Origin of the sequence: Glutamicibacter sp. FR1 (genome assembly GCF_047300825.1) — a bacterium.
Classification (GTDB): Bacteria; Actinomycetota; Actinomycetes; order Actinomycetales; family Micrococcaceae; genus Glutamicibacter; species Glutamicibacter nicotianae.
Genome location: NZ_CP178602.1, coordinates 2,697,539 through 2,714,841 on the forward strand (window position 1 = coordinate 2,697,539; position 17,303 = coordinate 2,714,841).

The 17,303-nt window shown below is 62.6% G+C and carries 14 protein-coding genes and 1 riboswitch; of the genes, 3 read left to right on the forward strand and 11 right to left on the reverse strand.

The window, feature by feature from the left end; genetic code table 11:
• Positions 1-51: 51 nt before the first annotated feature.
• From ACLQ8T_RS12990 to ACLQ8T_RS13020, 7 genes are all read right to left on the reverse strand, one after another.
• Complete coding sequence (locus tag ACLQ8T_RS12990; RefSeq protein ID WP_204722813.1) at positions 52-1,461, reverse strand: L-serine ammonia-lyase; 1,410 nt, start codon at positions 1,459-1,461, stop codon at positions 52-54.
• Positions 1,462-1,649: 188 nt separating this feature from the next.
• Positions 1,650-2,972, reverse strand: a complete 1,323-nt coding sequence (gene glyA, locus ACLQ8T_RS12995; protein ID WP_413454850.1) for a serine hydroxymethyltransferase — start codon at positions 2,970-2,972, stop codon at positions 1,650-1,652.
• Entirely contained in the window at positions 2,972-3,352 is a 381-nt protein-coding gene (gene gcvH, locus ACLQ8T_RS13000) for a glycine cleavage system protein GcvH (RefSeq protein ID WP_204722815.1), read from the reverse strand. Before gcvH ends, glyA begins: the two co-directional genes overlap by 1 nt.
• Positions 3,353-3,412: 60 nt before the next feature.
• Positions 3,413-4,540 (reverse strand): glycine cleavage system aminomethyltransferase GcvT, encoded by a 1,128-nt coding sequence (gene gcvT, locus ACLQ8T_RS13005; protein ID WP_413454851.1) that lies wholly within the window; start codon positions 4,538-4,540, stop codon positions 3,413-3,415.
• 13 nt (positions 4,541-4,553) lie between these two features.
• Positions 4,554-7,400, reverse strand: a complete 2,847-nt coding sequence (gene gcvP / locus ACLQ8T_RS13010; RefSeq protein ID WP_413454852.1) for an aminomethyl-transferring glycine dehydrogenase — start codon at positions 7,398-7,400, stop codon at positions 4,554-4,556.
• A 164-nt stretch (positions 7,401-7,564) separates the two neighbouring features.
• Positions 7,565-7,662, reverse strand: a riboswitch (glycine riboswitch).
• 102 nt (positions 7,663-7,764) lie between these two features.
• On the reverse strand, positions 7,765-8,553 hold the full coding sequence (locus tag ACLQ8T_RS13015) for an SGNH/GDSL hydrolase family protein (RefSeq protein ID WP_413454853.1): 789 nt from the start codon (positions 8,551-8,553) through the stop codon (positions 7,765-7,767).
• A 35-nt stretch (positions 8,554-8,588) separates the two neighbouring features.
• Complete coding sequence (locus tag ACLQ8T_RS13020) at positions 8,589-9,761, reverse strand: serine hydrolase domain-containing protein (RefSeq protein WP_413454854.1); 1,173 nt, start codon at positions 9,759-9,761, stop codon at positions 8,589-8,591.
• Positions 9,762-10,024: 263 nt separating this feature from the next.
• Here ACLQ8T_RS13020 and ACLQ8T_RS13025 point away from each other — a divergent pair, with 263 nt between their 5' ends.
• Positions 10,025-11,470 carry an APC family permease gene (locus ACLQ8T_RS13025; RefSeq protein WP_413454855.1) on the forward strand — a complete coding sequence of 482 codons (1,446 nt, stop codon included), beginning with the start codon at positions 10,025-10,027 and terminating at the stop codon, positions 11,468-11,470.
• A 68-nt stretch (positions 11,471-11,538) separates the two neighbouring features.
• Here ACLQ8T_RS13025 and ACLQ8T_RS13030 read toward each other — a convergent pair whose 3' ends face one another.
• The gene (locus ACLQ8T_RS13030) at positions 11,539-12,447 is read right to left on the reverse strand and encodes an RNase H family protein (RefSeq protein WP_413454856.1); all 909 of its coding nucleotides are present in this window, start codon (positions 12,445-12,447) and stop codon (positions 11,539-11,541) included.
• Positions 12,448-12,564: 117 nt separating this feature from the next.
• Between ACLQ8T_RS13030 and ACLQ8T_RS13035 the strand changes: the two genes are divergently transcribed.
• On the forward strand, positions 12,565-12,873 hold the full coding sequence (locus ACLQ8T_RS13035; protein WP_204722821.1) for a hypothetical protein: 309 nt from the start codon (positions 12,565-12,567) through the stop codon (positions 12,871-12,873).
• 71 nt (positions 12,874-12,944) lie between these two features.
• On the opposite strand, the gene ACLQ8T_RS13040 is transcribed toward ACLQ8T_RS13035, so the two are convergent.
• Together ACLQ8T_RS13040 and ACLQ8T_RS13045 are read right to left on the reverse strand one after the other, a co-directional pair.
• Positions 12,945-14,054: a glutathione S-transferase C-terminal domain-containing protein gene (locus ACLQ8T_RS13040; RefSeq protein WP_413454857.1), complete on the reverse strand. Its 1,110-nt coding sequence runs from the start codon at positions 14,052-14,054 to the stop codon at positions 12,945-12,947.
• A gap of 123 nt (positions 14,055-14,177) precedes the next feature.
• Positions 14,178-14,753: an NADPH-dependent FMN reductase gene (locus ACLQ8T_RS13045; RefSeq protein ID WP_413454858.1), complete on the reverse strand. Its 576-nt coding sequence runs from the start codon at positions 14,751-14,753 to the stop codon at positions 14,178-14,180.
• Between the two features lie 143 nt (positions 14,754-14,896).
• Between ACLQ8T_RS13045 and ACLQ8T_RS13050 the strand changes: the two genes are divergently transcribed.
• A complete protein-coding gene (locus ACLQ8T_RS13050) occupies positions 14,897-15,355 on the forward strand; it encodes a MarR family winged helix-turn-helix transcriptional regulator (protein WP_413454859.1) in 459 nt (152 codons plus the stop codon).
• A 23-nt stretch (positions 15,356-15,378) separates the two neighbouring features.
• Here the strand turns inward: ACLQ8T_RS13050 and ACLQ8T_RS13055 are convergent, their stop codons facing one another.
• Positions 15,379-17,223 carry an ABC transporter ATP-binding protein gene (locus ACLQ8T_RS13055; protein WP_413454860.1) on the reverse strand — a complete coding sequence of 615 codons (1,845 nt, stop codon included), beginning with the start codon at positions 17,221-17,223 and terminating at the stop codon, positions 15,379-15,381.
• Between the last annotated feature and the right edge of the window lie 80 nt (positions 17,224-17,303).

The window sequence follows — 17,303 nt, forward strand, 5'->3', positions numbered from 1 at the left end:
CGCAGCGTGCCACCGGAGAAATCCGGTGGCACGCTGCGTAGTTTTAGCGAATTAGCATTCGACCACGTTGACGGCCAAGCCACCCATCGCAGTTTCCTTATATTTGTCGCTCATGTCTTTGCCGGTCTCGCGCATGGTGATGATGACTTCATCGAGGGTGACGTGGTGTTCGCCGTCGCCCATCAGTGCCATCTTCGCCGCATTCACTGCCTTCGAAGCGGCAATGGCGTTGCGTTCGATGCATGGGATCTGGACCAAGCCGCCGATTGGGTCGCAGGTCAGGCCGAGGTTGTGTTCCATTGCGATTTCCGCGGCGTTCTCCACCTGGGCTGGGGTGGCGCCAAGGATTTCGGCCAGGCCACCGGCGGCCATCGAGGAGGCCGAACCGACTTCGCCCTGGCAGCCGACTTCCGCTCCGGAAATCGATGCCTGTTCCTTGTACAGCACGCCGACGGCGCCTGCGGTGAGCAGGAAGCGTACGACTGCGTCGTGCTTTTCCTCCTCGTTCCAGTACTTCGCGCCCGGCGCGTAGTGGGTGGCGTAGAACAGCACTGCCGGGATGATGCCGGCGGCGCCGTTGGTGGGAGCGGTGACAACCCGTCCGCCGGAGGCGTTCTCCTCATTGACGGCCAGCGCGACGAGGTTGATCCATTCCTGCCAGTAGACCGGATCGCGGTCCTTGTCTTCCTTGCGCAGGCGTTCATGCCATTCTGGAGCGCGACGGCGGACCTTCAGGCCGCCGGGCAGCACGCCGGTGCGTTCCAGCGCGGAGTCCTTGCAGCCTTCCATCACTTCGTAGATGTGGATGAGGCCTGATCGGATCTCCTCGCGGGTGCGATAGGTTTCCTCGTTGGCCATCATGATCTCGGCAATGGACAAGCCGGTTTCTTTCACATGTTCCAGCAGTGCGGCTGCTGTCGTGAACGGGTAAGGCTGCTTGTTCAGCTTCTCTTCGAGGTTCTTCTCGATGCGGTCTTCGGCGCCTTCGCGCACGATGAAGCCGCCGCCCACGGAGAAGAAGGTCTCGTTGGCGATTTCGTTGCCTTCGGCATCCAGGGCAATGAACTTTACCCCGTTGGTGTGGCGCGGAAGCACGGTCAGCGGGTGCTGGATCATGTCCTCGACCTTGTAGTCCAGGTCTTTGCGCTGGTCCAGCTGTTCGGCCAAGCGCAGCACGCCGGTGGCTTCCATGTCTGCCAGGCGCTGATCGACCTGTGCTGGCAGCACCGTTTCAGGTTCGAAGCCTTCGAGCCCGAGCATGATGGCGGTGAAGGTGCCGTGGCCGCGGCCGGTAGCAGCCAGAGATCCATAGACGTCCACACGGATATTTTCCAGTGCGTCCAGTTGGCCTTCTCGGATTACTTGGGCAATGAATGCGTGCGCTGCACGCATTGGTCCCACGGTATGGCTGGACGATGGTCCAATGCCAACCGAGAAAAGATCGAATACGCTAACCGCCATGCGGGTCACATCCTTAGAACTTTGGTAATCCGAGAGCTTGGGCCCCGGATCTATGAAGTGTGGTTCCAAATTCCCCCCGGGCCGCTGCAGGTATCGCGGCGGCTGGTGGAACTTTGGATGGTGAGAGACTGCGGGCCCGAAAAGCGCCTAATTCCACCTTCCGGGCCCGCATCTTCACTAGCTTGCTGCTACTCGGAAACCTTTGGCAGGTCCGGGTACAGTGGGTGGGCTTCAGCCAACGCCAGAACACGTTCCTTCAGCTCTGGCAGTGCAGCCGTATTGCCGTCGGCCCCAGCAATCAACGCCTGCGCAATAATCTCCGCAACCTCAGCAAACGCAGCCTCGGAAAAACCACGCGTCGCCAATGCCGGAGTACCAATGCGCAGGCCCGAGGTGACCATCGGCGGACGCGGATCAAACGGAACCGAATTACGATTCACCGTGATCTCCACCTGCGCCAGCAAATCCTCAGCCTGCTGGCCATCCAACTCGCTGTCACGCAGATCCACCAGCACCAAATGCACATCAGTACCACCAGTCAGCACGCTGATGCCCTTGGCTGCCACGTCGTCCCGGGTCAGGCGCTCGGCAAGGATCTTGGCACCAGCCAAGGTGCGCTGCTGGCGCTCCTTGAACTCTTCGGACGCAGCGATCTTGAAGGCTACAGCCTTGCCAGCAATCACGTGCTCCAACGGACCACCCTGCTGGCCTGGGAAGACTGCGGAGTTCAGCTTCTTGGCGATTTCAGCGTCGTTGGACAGGATGATGCCGCCACGAGGACCGGCGAGGGTCTTGTGGGTGGTCGAGGTGACCACGTGGGCATGCGGCACAGGAGACGGGTGCAACCCGGCGGCCACCAAGCCAGCGAAGTGCGCCATATCCACGAACAGGTAGGCGCCGACCTTGTCAGCGATGTCGCGGAAGCGCTTGAAGTCCAGCTGGCGTGGGTACGCCGACCAGCCGGCAACGATCATCTTTGGCTGGTTCTCCACGGCAAGGCGCTCGACCTCGTCCATGTCCACAACGTTGGTCTCTTCGTTCACGCCGTAAGGAACGATGTTGAACAGGCGGCCGGAGAAATTGATCTTCATGCCGTGGGTCAGGTGTCCACCGTGAGCCAGGTTCAGGCCCAGTACGGTGTCGCCTGGGCGAACCAGCGCGTGGTACACCGACGCATTAGCCTGGGCACCGGAGTGCGGCTGCACGTTCGCGAACTTCGCCCCGAACAACTCCTTGAGGCGCTCAATCGCCAACGTCTCGATGACGTCGACTTCCTCGCAGCCGCCGTAGTAACGGCGGCCCGGGTAGCCCTCGGCGTACTTGTTGGTCAGCACCGAACCCTGCGCCTGCATGATGGCCTGCGCGGTGTGGTTCTCCGAGGCGATCATTTCCAGGCCGCGCTGCTGGCGAGCCAGCTCAGCGTCAATGCGCTGCGCCACCTCCGGGTCCAGCGATGCCAGCGACTGGGTCAGCGAGCTCGAGGCAACGGTTTCAAAGGTCTGGTTACTCATTACTCGACGTTTCCACCGTTCGCGCTTGCGTAGTCTGCTGCCGAGAGCAGCGGTCCTTCTTCGGTGACCTCAACGGTGAACAGCCAGCCGGCACCGTATGGGTCCTCGTTCAGGATGGCCGGGTTGTCCACGGCTTCCTGGTTGACCTCAACGATGGTGCCGGTCACTGGCGAGTACAGGTCGGAGACCGACTTGGTGGACTCGACCTCGCCGCAGGTCTCGCCTGCGGTCACGGCGCCGCCAACCTCTGGCAGGTCGACGTAGACCACGTCGCCCAGGGCGTCAGCGGCAACCTGGGTGATGCCGATCTTTGCTGGGGACGATGCATCGATCCACTCGTGCTCAGCCGAGTATCGCAATGACGAAAGAACTTTACTCACGGTATTTCCTCTCCCAAGGGAATTAGCGGGCGCTTAGCTTAGCCCTACTGATGTTTAACGTTACTTGGCTCGGGTGTAGAACGGCAGTTCGACTACGACAAATGGCAAAGTCTTACCGCGCAGATCGACCTCCAGCTCGGTTCCGGTCCCAGCGAATTCGGCATCGACGTAGCCCAGTGCCACCGGGTAGCCGAGCGTTGGCGATGGCTGTCCGGAGGTGATTTCGCCAATGACGGCGCCATCCTTGACGATGGCGTAGCCGCCGCGGCCGGCGCGCTTGCCCAGTCCCTTGAGGCCCACGAGCTTGCGTGGCGGGGTGGTGCCGCGCAGCGCTTCCAGTGCCTCGCGGCCCACGAAGTTCTCTTCCTTCTTGAAGGAAACCACCGGACCGAAGCCCGCATCGAATGGGGTGCGTTCCAGGGACAGCTCGTTGCCGTACAGCGGCATGCCGGCTTCCAGGCGCAGAGAGTCGCGAGCTGCCAGGCCGCAAGGAACCAGCTCGTGGTCCTTGCCTGCCTCAACGGTCTTCTCCCAGAGGGCTGCCGCATCCTCGTTCTCGATGATCAGCTCGAAGCCGTCCTCGCCGGTGTAGCCGGTGCGGGCCAGCAGCACGTCGATGCCGCCGAGCACCAGCTTCACAGCCGCGTAATACTTCAACTCTGCGACGGCCTGGGCGGTTGCCTCATCGGAGGCCAGCTTGCTCACGATCGCCTCGGCGTTCGGACCCTGGACCGCGATCAGCGACTGCCGGCCCGATGCGTCATCGACGACAACATCGAAATCAGCGGCGCGGGCTGCCAGCTCTGCTGCGACCACCGGTGCGTTGCCGGCGTTCGGCACGACGAGGAACTTCTCCTCCTCCAGGCGGTAGACGATCAGGTCGTCGATGATCTTGCCCTCGGCGTTCAGGATCAGCGAGTACTTCGCCTTGCCGACCTTCATGATGCTCAGGTTGCCTGCTAGCGCGGTGTTCAGCGCGACGCCGGCTTCCGGGCCGGTGAGGTAGACCTCGCCCATGTGGGACAGGTCGAACAGGCCGGCGGTGCAGCGCACAGCCTTGTGCTCTGCCAGTTCCGAACCGTACTTCAGCGGCATGTCCCAGCCGCCGAAGTCGGTGAAGTTCGCGCCCAAAGCTTCGTGCTGGGCGTGCAGTGCGGTGTGCTTGAGTGCTCGGGTAGTCTCAGTCATCTCTAACTCTTCCTTAGTCTTCGAAGGCTTCGGGAGCCGGGCAGGAGCAGATCAGGTTGCGGTCGCCGCCGGCACCGTCGATGCGGCCCACGGTCGGGAAGTACTTGTCGAACTTCAGGCTCGCTACCGGGAAGGCTGCCTGCTCCACCGAGTACTTGCGGTCCCAGTTGCTGTTGACCACTGCCGAGACCGTGTGCGGGGCGTTGCGCAGCGGGGATTCCTCGATGCTGTAGGCACCGGAGAGCACCTCGTCCATTTCCTGGCGGATGGTGATCATGGCTTCGATGAAGCGCTCGATCTCGGCCAGGTCTTCTGACTCGGTCGGCTCGACCATCAAGGTACCTGCTACCGGGAAGGACAGGGTTGGTGCGTGGAAGCCGAAGTCGATCAGGCGCTTGGCGACATCCTCGGCGGTGACCCCGGTCTTGGCGGTCAGTTCGCGCAGATCCAGGATGCACTCGTGGGCTACCAGGCCCTTATTGCCGGTGAACAGGATCGGGAAGTGCTCGTTCAGGCGCTTGGCGATGTAGTTCGCGTTCAGGATCGCATGCTTGGTGGCTTCGGTCAGCCCGTCCCCGCCCATCATCGCGATGTAGGCCCAGGAGATCGGCAGCACGCCGGCCGATCCGAAGGCGGTAGCCACCACCGGCACGCCGTCGCGCTCGGAGTAGGTGCCCGAGGCGTCGCCTGGCAGGAATGGCAGCAGGTGCTCGCCTACGCCGATCGGGCCAACGCCCGGACCGCCGCCGCCGTGCGGGATGCAGAAGGTCTTGTGCAGGTTCAGGTGCGACACGTCGCCACCGAACTTGCCCGGCTGGGCCAGGCCCACCATGGCGTTCATGTTCGCGCCATCGATGTACACCTGGCCGCCGGCGGCGTGGACCTTGTCGCAGACCTCGCGCACGTCGGCGTCGTAGACACCGTGGGTGGATGGGTAGGTGATCATGATGGCGGCAAGGACGTCCTTGTTGGCCTCGATCTTGGCATCCAGGTCATTGGCGTCGATGGTGCCGTCGGCCGCGGTCTTCACGACGACCACGCGCATGCCTGCCAGCACCGCCGAAGCGGCATTGGTGCCGTGCGCCGATGCAGGGATCAGGCACAGGTCGCGCTGGCCTTCGCCGCGCGAACGGTGGTAGTCCGAGATGGCCAGCAGGCCGGCGTACTCGCCCTGCGAGCCGGCGTTCGGCTGGATGGAGACGCCTGCGTAGCCGGTGATGGCGGTCAGGCGGCCTTCCAGGTCGGTGATCAGCTCGCGCCAGCCGGCGGTCTGCGCGGCAGGTGCGTAGGGGTGGATGGATGCGAATTCAGGCCAGGTGATGGATTCCATCTCGGCGGCCGAGTTCAGCTTCATGGTGCACGAGCCCAGCGGGATCATGGTGCGGTCCAGTGCCAGGTCGCGATCCGAGAGGCGGCGCAGGTAGCGCATCATCTGGGTCTCGGAGGAGATCGAGTTGAAGATCGGGTGGGTCATGAAGTCGCTGGTGCGCACCATCGACTCGGGCAGCTCGAAGCCTTCCGGAGCCGAGAGTTCCGCACCGAAGACCTCCAGCAGGGTCTTGACCACGGCGGAGGTGGTGGTTTCGTCGGTGGAGATGCCCACTTGGGTTTCGCCGACCTTGCGCAGGTTGATGCCTGCTTCGACGGCCTTGGCGATGATGGCATCTGCGTTCTCGACGTTCACCACAACGGTGTCGAAGAAGGTATCCGAGGCCAGGGTGAAGCCGCCTGCGACCAGCGAGCTGGCGACCACGCGGGCGTGGTTGTTGGCACGGGTTGCGATCTGCTTCAGGCCGGCTGGGCCGTGGTAGACGGCGTACATCGATGCGCAGATGGCCAGCAGGGCCTGCGCGGTGCAGATGTTGGAGGTGGCCTTCTCGCGGCGGATGTGCTGCTCGCGGGTCTGCAGCGCCAGGCGGTAGGCGGGAACTCCGGCGTTATCGGCCGAAACGCCCACCAGGCGGCCTGGCATGGAGCGGGTCAGGCCGTCGGCAACAGCCATGTAGGCTGCGTGCGGTCCGCCGAAGAACAGCGGCACGCCGAAGCGCTGGGTGTTGCCCACGGCGATGTCGGCGCCCTGCTCGCCCGGAGGGGTGATCATGGTCAGCGACAGCAGGTCGGCGATCACGGTCACCATGGCGCCAGCTTCCTTGGCGGCGGCGATGATCGAGGCGTGGTCGGCGATCGATCCGTTGTTGCCTGGCTGCTGCAGCACGATGCCGGAGATGTCGCCCTCGGGCAGGCCGGCGGAGAGGTCGGCGACCTCGATCTCGAAGCCCAGCGCGTCGGCGCGGCCCTGCACGACCTTCAGGGTCTGCGGGAAGATGTTGGAGTCCAGGACGGTCTTGCCCTTGGCCTTCTTCTTGTTGGCGCGGCGCATCATCAGCACGGCTTCGGCGGCGGCCGAGGATTCGTCCAGCAGCGAAGCGTTGGCGATCGGCAGGCCGGTCAAGTCCATGACCATGGTCTGGAAGTTCAGCAGGGCTTCGAGGCGGCCCTGGGAGATTTCTGGCTGGTACGGGGTGTAGGCGGTGTACCAGGCAGGGTTTTCCACGATGTTGCGGCGGATTACCGCTGGGGTGATGGTGTCGTAGAATCCCTGGCCGATCATCTGGGTCTTCATGACGTTCTTCGAGGCAAGCGCACGCAGGTGGGCCAAGGCTTCGGTTTCGCTCAGCGCATCAGGGATATCCAGTGCGGAGTCCTGGCGGATACCTGCCGGAACGGCGGTATCGATCAGTGCTTCCAGGCTGTCGTAGCCCAGGGTCTGAAGCATGGTGGCAACGTCGGAAGGACGCGGGCCGATATGGCGGGAGACGAATTCAGTATTCGCTGGTGCCGAAGTCTGCGTGATGGTCATGGTGCGGGTATCTCCATGGGATCTGTCTTGGCGCATGCCAAAGGAAGGTCTTTTTACCTCCCCATCCCTGTTTCATAACCTGAGAGTTTTACGCATCCAGCAAACCAAGCCGGGTACTTGCACCTTCGGTGAACCGGAACGGGCCGGTTTCTTTCCAGAGTTGCCTCATGATGGCGGTACGGGTGCCTGAGAGTTTCCTGGGGAGGAATTGCTCCTACGGCGCCCGTCCATGGTGTGAACGGGACTCTCCCGCCATCCGTCTATGGCGTGTACTGCCGGCCGGAGACCTGCAGCACACCACCATGTTACCCGCCTCGCCCCCAACGTCAAACAGGAGCAGAAACAGGAAAAGTCATAAACGCGTTCAGTTTGCGCCGGCAGTTAAACGGATGTAATCGGGATACTTCGCTGATAAGGAATCTCCCGATGAGGTGCCGGTGAGCCGTCGCTTGATCCACGGAGCCAAATGCTCCCTGGCCCAGCCCAATTCCTGCTTCAGTTTCTCGCCGCGCGAGTTCACCGCCAGCTCCGGCAGCGACGGCTGGTGGATCTTCGCAGACCAGTTCTCCTCGGTGATCTGCCCGGCGCCAAGCACGTCCAGGACCTTGGAGGCCATCAGCGTGTGGCCCAGCTCATTCATGTGCAGCCGGTCCGGCGCCCAGTAGCGCAGGTCCGAGAATTCACGCCAGCGCCAGTAGTCGGCGATCAGCGCACCGTATTCGTCCGCGATTTCGCGGACCTTCTCGTTGTAGACGGCAGTGCGCGGACGGGTCTTGGAGAACAGCGGCGAGTCCACGGTGTCGAAACCGGTGAACAGCAGCACCGTGCTTCCGGCTTCGGAAAAACGGCGCACCATGCCGGCATAGCCGCGCATCAGCGCATCCAGGTCGGCCTTGGGCCGCAGGATGTCATTGCCGCCGGCGTAGATGGAGACCAGGTCCGGGCCCAACGCAAGGGCCTGGTCCAGCTGCTGGTTGATCACCTGGCCGATCTTCTTGCCGCGCACGGCCAGATTGGCGTATTCCCATTCTCCTTCGGCGCAGAGCACCTCGGCCACCCGATCCGCCCAGCCGCGCACCTGGTTAGGGCGGACCGGATCCGCGTCGCCAACGCCTTCGGTGAACGAGTCACCCAGTGCCACAAACTTCTTCACTTCGCTCCTGCTTCGTTCCTTGCCCGGTGGGGCGGCTATGCGTTGTTGCCGGCAGACTGGGCCGCCATGTTCTTCTGCATGATCAGCTGGCGCGCCAGCTGGCTGAGCTTCACCCCGGTGGAGGTCTCCTTGAGACCTTCATTGCGCGAGGGGATAAATCCGAAGCCCAGCTGGTGGGCCGGATCGGCGAAGGCCAGCGAGGAGTTCGCACCGTCATGGCCGTAGGCGAAAATCGAGCCGTAATTGTTGCGTGCGGTGGCCTTCATGAATCCCAGGGCGAAGGCCTGCAGCAGTCCATTGGTCCGGTCATGGCCGTAGACCAGTTCGGTGGATACCTGGGACCAGGTGTCGGCGGAAAGGAATCCGCGCGTGGTTCCCAGTGCCGGAACTGCACCGAAGGAGGCGGCATAGATGGCGGCCAGGCCCTGGGCGTTGGCCACCGCTCCCATGGATGCCGGACCCAGTTCGCGCACCTGCGGCGCGTTGGCCAGTTCGTGCCAGTTGTAGACCGGGCCGGTTTCCAGCGCGAACCCGGAGGCCGAATTCACCGCCAGACCGGCCGGGGAAAACGGGTCGAAGAATTCGGTGGCAGCTTCGGCAGCTGGCAGCACATCGCGGTAGCGCGATTCCAGCGCTGGGTCCTGGCCAATGTAGGCCTCGGCGCCCAGCGGCTTGCGGATGCGCTCCTCGAAGACCTCCTTGAGCTCCTTGCCGGTGACCCGGCGGACCAGTTCTTCCATGAGCACGCCCATGGTGATCGCGTGGTAGCCGACGATATTCTGCCCCAGCGGCCAGACACTGGGCATGGAAGCGAGCACCTTGGCGTACTCGGCGGAGTCCAGAAGGATCTTGCTGGGCACGCCCCCGGGAACGCCCAGCACGCCGGCCTGGTGGCTGAGCACCTCGCCGACGGTGAGCCTGGATTTCCCGTTCTCTCCGAATTCAGGCCAGTAGGTGGCCATGGGCGCATTCGGATCAATCAGGCCATCTTGCACCAGCAGTGCCACGACCAGCGCGCCCAGGCCCTTGGTGCAGGAGAAAACACAGGTCAACGCGTCGCCCGAGAGGTGCTCTCCGACGGTGTGGCTGAGCACCAGTTCTCCGCGGTGGTATACGGCCAGCTGCGCCGAGTAGCCTTCTTCCTCAGCGGCACGCGCTTCCAAAGCCTGGGCCAGGGGCGCGAAATCCTCAGTGATCACCGATTGCATCTAAATCCTTAAAGTGCTTGTTCCTCAACAACCAACCCTAACCGCAGTGCTCCCATTTCCCGAAGGTTCCACATGCTGTCCACCACCCAGCATATAGGTAGGTCAGCTCACACCTTTGAAGCAATTAAGCCACTCGCCGACGTAGCAATGCCTTTCGTCCCGCGATTCTGTGAGCCAGCTCAGATCCCGGTTTGCCCACTTCATGCGCTGACCCTAAAGTTGTAACGTTTGCCTACAAATTTGAAGGAGATGATCTCGATCGCATGACTGTGAACAGTGACACGGCCGTTACCGACGGCAAGGAAACAGAACTCCACCGGGTGATTGGCCCGAAGCTGCTGCTATTCCTCATCATGGGCGATATCATCGGCGCCGGCATTTTCGCCATTACCGGCAAGGTTGCCGGCCAGGTGGGTGGAGCCGCCTGGCTGCCGTTCCTGATCGCCTTCGCGATCGCGACCCTCACCGCCTTCAGCTACCTCGAACTGGTCACCAAGTACCCGCACGCAGCGGGTGCCGCCCTGTACATCCACAAGGCCTTCGGCATCCACTTCGTGACCTTCCTGGTGGCCTTCACCGTTGCCTGCTCGGGCATCACCAGCGCCGCCACCTCGGCCACCCTGGTCGGGCGGAACCTGCTGATCGGCATCGGCCAGTTCGTCGAGGGCGTTCCCAACACGCCCGAAGCGGGCATGTGGGCGGCTATTGCGGTGATCGTCATCCTCGCCATCGTCAACTTCCGTGGTGTCGGCGAGAGCGTGAAGTTCAATCTCTTCCTGACCATCGTGTCGCTGGCCATCATGGCCGCGATCATCGGCATCGGCTTCGCCGCGATCGCCTCGGGCCACGGGGACATCTCCCGTCTGGTGGTTTTCGAGACCCCGACCGATCGCAGCGTCTTCGCCGCAGTGACCATGGGTACCGCCATTGCGTTCTTCGCCATGGTGGGCTTCGAGGACTCGGTGAACCTGGTGGAGGAAACCAAGAACCCGAAGAAGGTCTTCCCGAAGATCATGCTCATTGGCCTGGGCATCTGCGCCGTGATCTACATGCTGGTGGCCGTCACCGTTATCATGGTGATCCCTACCGGTGATCTGCTGAATCCGAAGAACCCGGACGCCGGCATCCTGCTGGATGTGGTGCGCATTGGCCTGCCGAATTTGCCGGTTGACACGATCTTCCCGTTCCTGACCGTCTTCGCGGTGGTCAACACGGCGCTGATGAACATGCTGATGGCCAGCCGCCTGCTCTACGGCATGGCCCGCCAGGGCGTGTTACCGCAGTTCCTGGGCAAAGTGCACTCGACCCGACGCTCCCCATGGGTTGCAATCCTGTTCAGCACCGCGCTGGCCATCGCACTGATTGCCTACGTGAACCTGGATACCGGCAGCATCGTCGGCTCGCTGGGCGGCACCACCGCGCTGCTGCTGCTGTGCGTGTTCGCTGTCGTGAACGTCGCCCTGCTGGTGCTGCGCCGCGACAAGCCGGAGCCTGGCGCATTCCGTGCGCCAACGATCATCCCGATCCTCGGCGTGGTCTTCTGCCTGTTCCTTGCCGGCCCGTGGGCTCGTGCGCGCGAGGACTGGGTACAGTACGAGATTGCCGGCCTACTGCTGGTGATCGGCGTTGCACTGTGGGCCGTCACTTGGCTGGTCAACCGGATCAGCTACAAGAAGGGCGTCATTGAAACCCGCCCGGGCCAGTACTGATCCCTGGTTCTTGACGCAGCGATGCCCGCCGATTGATTCGGCGGGCATCGCTGCGTCAAGCGCGTTTTCTACGCCGCCTGCTCGACGGTTTCCTGGCGGAAACGAAGCTTCAGGCCCCGTTCGGTGCGCTGCCACCACGACGAGACCACGAGCACCGGGGAATCCGAGGGCTTCATGCGGTAGGCAAGCAGCACCATCTGCGCATCCACTTCACGCGCGGCAAGCACCTGCACCGCACCGGTGCTTGGCAAAGCTGCCCCGGATTCCAGCATGGATCGGACCGTCGCCACATCCAGCAGACCACCATGGCGGGTCACTTCCTGGTACCCAGGATGCAGGAAGTCAGTGAGCTCGGCGAAGCTGGCGCGGATCTGCGGGTCGAGAAAACCCTGCTCCAACTCGTAGACGGCGGCCGCGATGTCCATGCCGGGTTCTGGCGTGGCAGCGGTTTCTTCCACCGGTGCCGGTGCCGCATCCGCCTCGGCCGGTGAGCTGGAAGGGGCTGATCCACCGGCAGTGTAGCCTGGTCCAGCCTCTACTGCCGTACCCTGCTGGTGCGCGGTGGCTGCTGCGCGGGCGTGTCCGTCTGCTGCTTCATTCAGCTCATGGCCGTCATGGCCCTTAACCCATTCAAAAGTGTATTTGCGCCCCGAGATAGCCTGATCCAGTTCCTTGAGGATGTCCTGGTTCAGTACCGGTTTGCCGTCGGCCTTCTTCCAGCCCTTTTTCTTCCACCCTGGCATCCATTTGCTGATGCAGTTGATCGCGTACTGCGAGTCGCACAGGATCTTCAGTTCTTCATCTGGCAGGTGCTCGGTGGCCCGGAAGAGCTCGAGCACCGCCTGGAGCTCGCCCATGTTGTTGGTTCCGTGGTCCCAACCGCCAGCGGCCCAGTTGTCCTGATCCACGTACCAGGCCCAACCTGCTGGTCCGGGATTCCCTAAGGCTGATCCATCCGCCGCTGCAATGATTGTCATGGTTTAATCCTGCCACGTTCACCGCACCGCGGGGTTTCAGGCATAGGGCCATGTCGCCAGCGAATTCCTGCAGAGAGGATCGCAGCATCCCAGCTGATCCACGCCTAGGATTGGGTTATGAAGAAAATTATGCCTGTACTGGCCACCCTAGCCTTGGCGCTCACCGCTTGCGGCAGCCCGTCGATCGATGAGCTGCGCGAGCAAGATCCGCAGGGCCATACGGCGTGCGTGCACTTTGGCGGGGGCATGGTTGACCCCGAGGGCATGGGCGCGACGAACATGGCGAAAGCCGCTGAGCATGGGGCGAAGGCAGCCACCGGAGAAATCAGCGCCGCCGTGGCCACCGATAACGCCGGCACGCCGAAGATCACCGACTTGGAAGCATTCCAGAAGGCATGCGAAGCGCAGGGCTTCGACTTCGAATAAAGCACAGCGGCCCGGGATCCGCTCCATAGTATGGAGCGGATCCCGGGCCGCCAGGCTGGTTCTTCCGGAGCCTAGGCAAGGTACAGCGGGTTGTGTCCCGACTGGACACGTTCCTCGGCACGGACTTCGTCCGGTGCCGTGCCGTTCAGGAATGGGCCGTGCTCTGCCAGTTCTTCCCGGTCAGGGGCTTCGAGCCAGTTCGCCAAGTCCGGTCCCTTCGGAATGATCCCGGTCGGGTTGATGTCTTCGTGGACCACATAGTAGTGGGCCTTGATCTGCTCGAAGTCGATGGTGTCGCCAAAGCCTGGTGTTTGGAACAGATCCCGGGAGTAGCCCCAGAGGTTGGGCATGTCGATGAGCTTGTTGCGATTGGCCTTGAAGTGGCCATGGTAGACCGGGTCGAATCGCACCAGAGTGGTGAACAGCCGCACGTCGGCCTCGGTGATGTAATCGCCCATGAGGAAGCGGCGGGTGGATAGCCGTTCTTCGAGGTGGTCCAACGTGGTGAATAGCCTGTCGTAGGCGTCGTCGTAGGACTTCTGGTCCCCCGCGAACCCGGCACGGTAGACGCCGTTATTCACCTCGGTGAAAATCCGCTTGATCAGCGGCAGCATCTCATCGAGCTGGTCATGGGCAACGAGATCCGGTGCGCCTTCACGATGGAATTCCTTCCACTGCGTGGACATGTCCCAGGTGATTTGCGGGTAATCGTTGGTGACAACCGCGCCGGTGGGGATATCGACAATGGCCGGAACGGTGATCCCGCGTGGATAATCGGCAAAGCGCTTGAAGTAGTTTTCCTGGATCCGCTCGGTGCCCAGCACGGGATCCTTGCCCTCCGGGTCCAGATCGAAGGTCCAGCTGCGCGCATCGTGGATGGGACCGGGCAGTCCGATGGACAGCGCGTCTTCCAGGCCGAGCAGGCGGCGGACTATCAGGGTTCGGTTGGCCCATGGGCATGCGCGGGCAGCCACCAGATGGTAGCGGCCGGCCTCCACCGGCCAGAGCTGGGCACCTTCGGATATCCCTGCGTCGGGATGCCCGATTTTGCTGTGGCTGTCCTTATGCCCATAGTGCTCGGCGCTGGCATCAGCGACGATGCGATCCTGGATGTAGTTGGTGTCCCGGGTGAATTCTCCGCCGGTGACGTAGGAGCCCTTGGTCGAGTATTCGTCGCTCATCGCATTCCTTCCAAAGAATTTTGCGGTCCCGTGCATAAACCATTCATGTCGAGACTATGGCAGTTGGACAAGTTTGGAAATGGCAGGGTGCCGATTGCCAGCACCCGCCATATTCGACCTTCCTCAGGCGTTGACCGAGGCGCTGTCGCGCACGGTAGCCATGGCCTTGCTCCAGGCAAGAAGTTGCTCGAACATCGGCTGCACGCTGCCAGCGGACTGCTCGGTCGGTGCGAAGGTTGAGAAGTTCTCGAAGTCGGTGAACAGCGAGAACATGCCGGTCTTCTGCACATGGGCGAGCTGCAGTTCGGAGAGGATTCCACGCAGGTGCTCCACCGCGCGCGAGCCCATGGCGGAGCCGTAGCCGACCATGCCTGCGGCCTTGTTGTTCAGCTCGGCGTTCAGGTAGCTCAGTGCGTTGGCCAAGGCAGGCTGGACAGAGTGGTTGTACTCGCCAACATTGAAAATGTAGCCATCGAATTCGCTCATCTTGGCGGCGAAGGCCTTGGTGTGCTCGTTCTGGTAGTTCTGGTAGGCGGCCGGGAACGGCTCATCGAGCATCGGCAGGTTGAAATCCACGATGTCCACCAGCTCGTAGTCGGCACCGCCGAATTCCTCGGCCTTGGCCAGAACCCAATGCGCGACAGACTGGTTGACGCGGCCTGGACGGGTGGGCCCGGTAACGATAGCGATCTTCGACAATTCAATTCTCCTTGGAGCTCTGCGGCCAACCAATTTAGTTGACACGTCATCATCTCTTGCCATTTCCCACCATACAGGAGATAATTGATGCGTCAACAAAATTTCAACATCCCCGTTGGGCAGAACATGGTTAGGAATAGAGAATGAAGAGCGAAGAGACCCGCTGGCTCACCGATAGCGAGCAGGACCTCTGGCGCACCCTGCGCGAATTCCTCTGGCAGTTCCCCAGCGCCATGGACCGCCAGATGCTCCGCGATTCGAAGATGCAGACCGGCGAATACTCGGTGCTGGCCGTACTCTCGGAAACGACCGAGCCGAGCCTGCGCCCGGCCGACGTGGCCACCGCATTGCGCTGGGATCGCTCCCGCCTCTCCCACCTGCTGCGCCGCATGGAAGCCAAGGGCCTGATCAGCCGCTGCTCGGATGAAACCGACCGCCGCGGACACCAGATCACGCTGACCGCCGAAGGGCGCCAGACCATCGAAGAGGCCGCGCCAAGCCACGTGAACTTCGTGCGTGAAACCATCTTCGACTCGCTGGACCCATCCGAGCGCGCCGCCTTCGAATCGGCGCTGCCCAAGATCCTGGCTTCCCTGGAGTAGCAGGGCCTGAAGCCGGACGGGTACTAGCTGGCCTTTTGGGCTAGTTCGCTCTTGGCTACCAGCTGGGCGAACTGGCCCCGACGCTGGACCAGTTCATCAAAGGTACCGGATTCGGCAATCCGGCCATCCTCCAGCACCACGATGCGGTCTGCCCGCATCACCGTGCTCAACCGGTGCGCGATGAGCAAGGTGGTGCGCCCCACCGCCAGCTCATCCAGCGCCCGCTGCACCAGTGCCTCGGTGACAGTATCCAGCGCACTGGTGGCTTCATCGAGCACCAGAACCTTCGGCTTGCGCAGCATGGTGCGGGCAATGGCCAGTCGCTGCTGCTCACCACCGGAGAAGCGGTGCCCGCGCTGCCCCACCTGGGTGTCCAGGCCGCGTGGCAGACTGCGGATCAGTGGCGCAATCTGCGTGGCTTCCAATGCATCCCAGAGCTCTTCTTCCGTTGCCTCCGGCGCCGCCCACAAGAGGTTCTCGCGAATCGAGGCATGCAGCAGGTAGCTTTCCTGAGCCACCACGGAGACTGCCTGCGCGATCCCCTCGGGGTCGAATTCCTTCAGATCAATGCCGTCGAGCAGCACCTGGCCCTCGGTGGGATCAAGCAACCGGGGCAGCAAGGATCCCAGGGTGGATTTGCCCGAGCCGGTAGCGCCAACCACCGCGGTGATGGTCCCGGCTTCCAGCTCCAGATTCAGCTGATCCAGGGTGGCGCGATCGGCTTCGGGGTAGCGGAAGCTGACATTGCGCAACTGCACTTCGCCGCGCAGCTTCTCGGGCTCAATCACCCGCGGGTGCTCGGGTACCGGCAGCGCTTGGTCGGTATCGAGGTATTCGAAGACGCGGCTGAACAGGGCCAAGGCCGAAATCCACTGGACCGAAATCTGCATCAGCCCCATGACTGGACGGAAGATCCCGGCCTGCAGTCCGGTGAAGGCCACCAGGGTGCCGATGCTCATGCCCTGCCCGGTTACGGGCAGGCCAGCCACGATGTAGAGCACCGCGGGGATGGCAGCGAAGATGATGCTCATCGTGGCCATGCGCCAACGCCCGGCCAAGGCGCTTTTCATTTCCAAGTCGATGAGCTTGCGGCTGGAGTCTCCGAAAGCTTGGGCATCGGCGGTGCCGGTGCCCATGATCTTGGAGAGCCGGACCCCGGAGATGCTCAGGCGTTCTTCGATCAGCGAGGTCAAGTTGGACATCTCGCGCTGGCGCTTTCCTGTCACGGCGCGGCGCAGCTTCGCGGTTTGTTTGGCCAGCAGCACAGCTGGCGGCAGGACGACCAGTGAGATCAGGCTCAGCTTCCACGAAATCGCCACCATCGCGCAGGCGGTGGCAACGACCGTGGTCAGGTTCGAGGCAATGCTCGTGGCCGAATTGGTGATCACCGATTGCATCTGCCCCACGTCGTTGACCAGGCGGGACTGCACGTCCCCGGAGCGGGAGTTGGTGAAGAATCCCAGGGATTGCTTCTGCAGGTGCGTGAACAGTCCGGTCCGCAGGCCATGCATCACGCGTTGGCCCATCAGGGTCGCCCGCCAGGTCTGGAGGACTTCCAGGATCGCGGTGGCCAAGGCGATCAGCACCAGTCCCCCGGCGCCCCAGAGCAGCAATCGGACGTTGCTGTTGGGAATGGCGTCGTCAATGAGTTCCCGGATGATGAACGGCTGGGCCAAGCCGATGATCGAGGATGCCACAATCAGCAGCATGACGGCAATCACCGACCCCAGATGAGGACGGAAGAGCCCGGCGATGCGTGCGAGCGACACCGGATGCTCGGAGAGCCACTGCTTGTCCCTTGCGGCATTCGCGGACCGGCCCCGTCCGCCACCGCCTGGATGCGGACCTGGCATTCCCATGGCACTCATAAGCCCCCTCCTCGTCCTGGATTTCTCAAGTCCAGAATAACAGAGGGAACCTCACTATGAGGTTGCTTCTTGAAAATGTC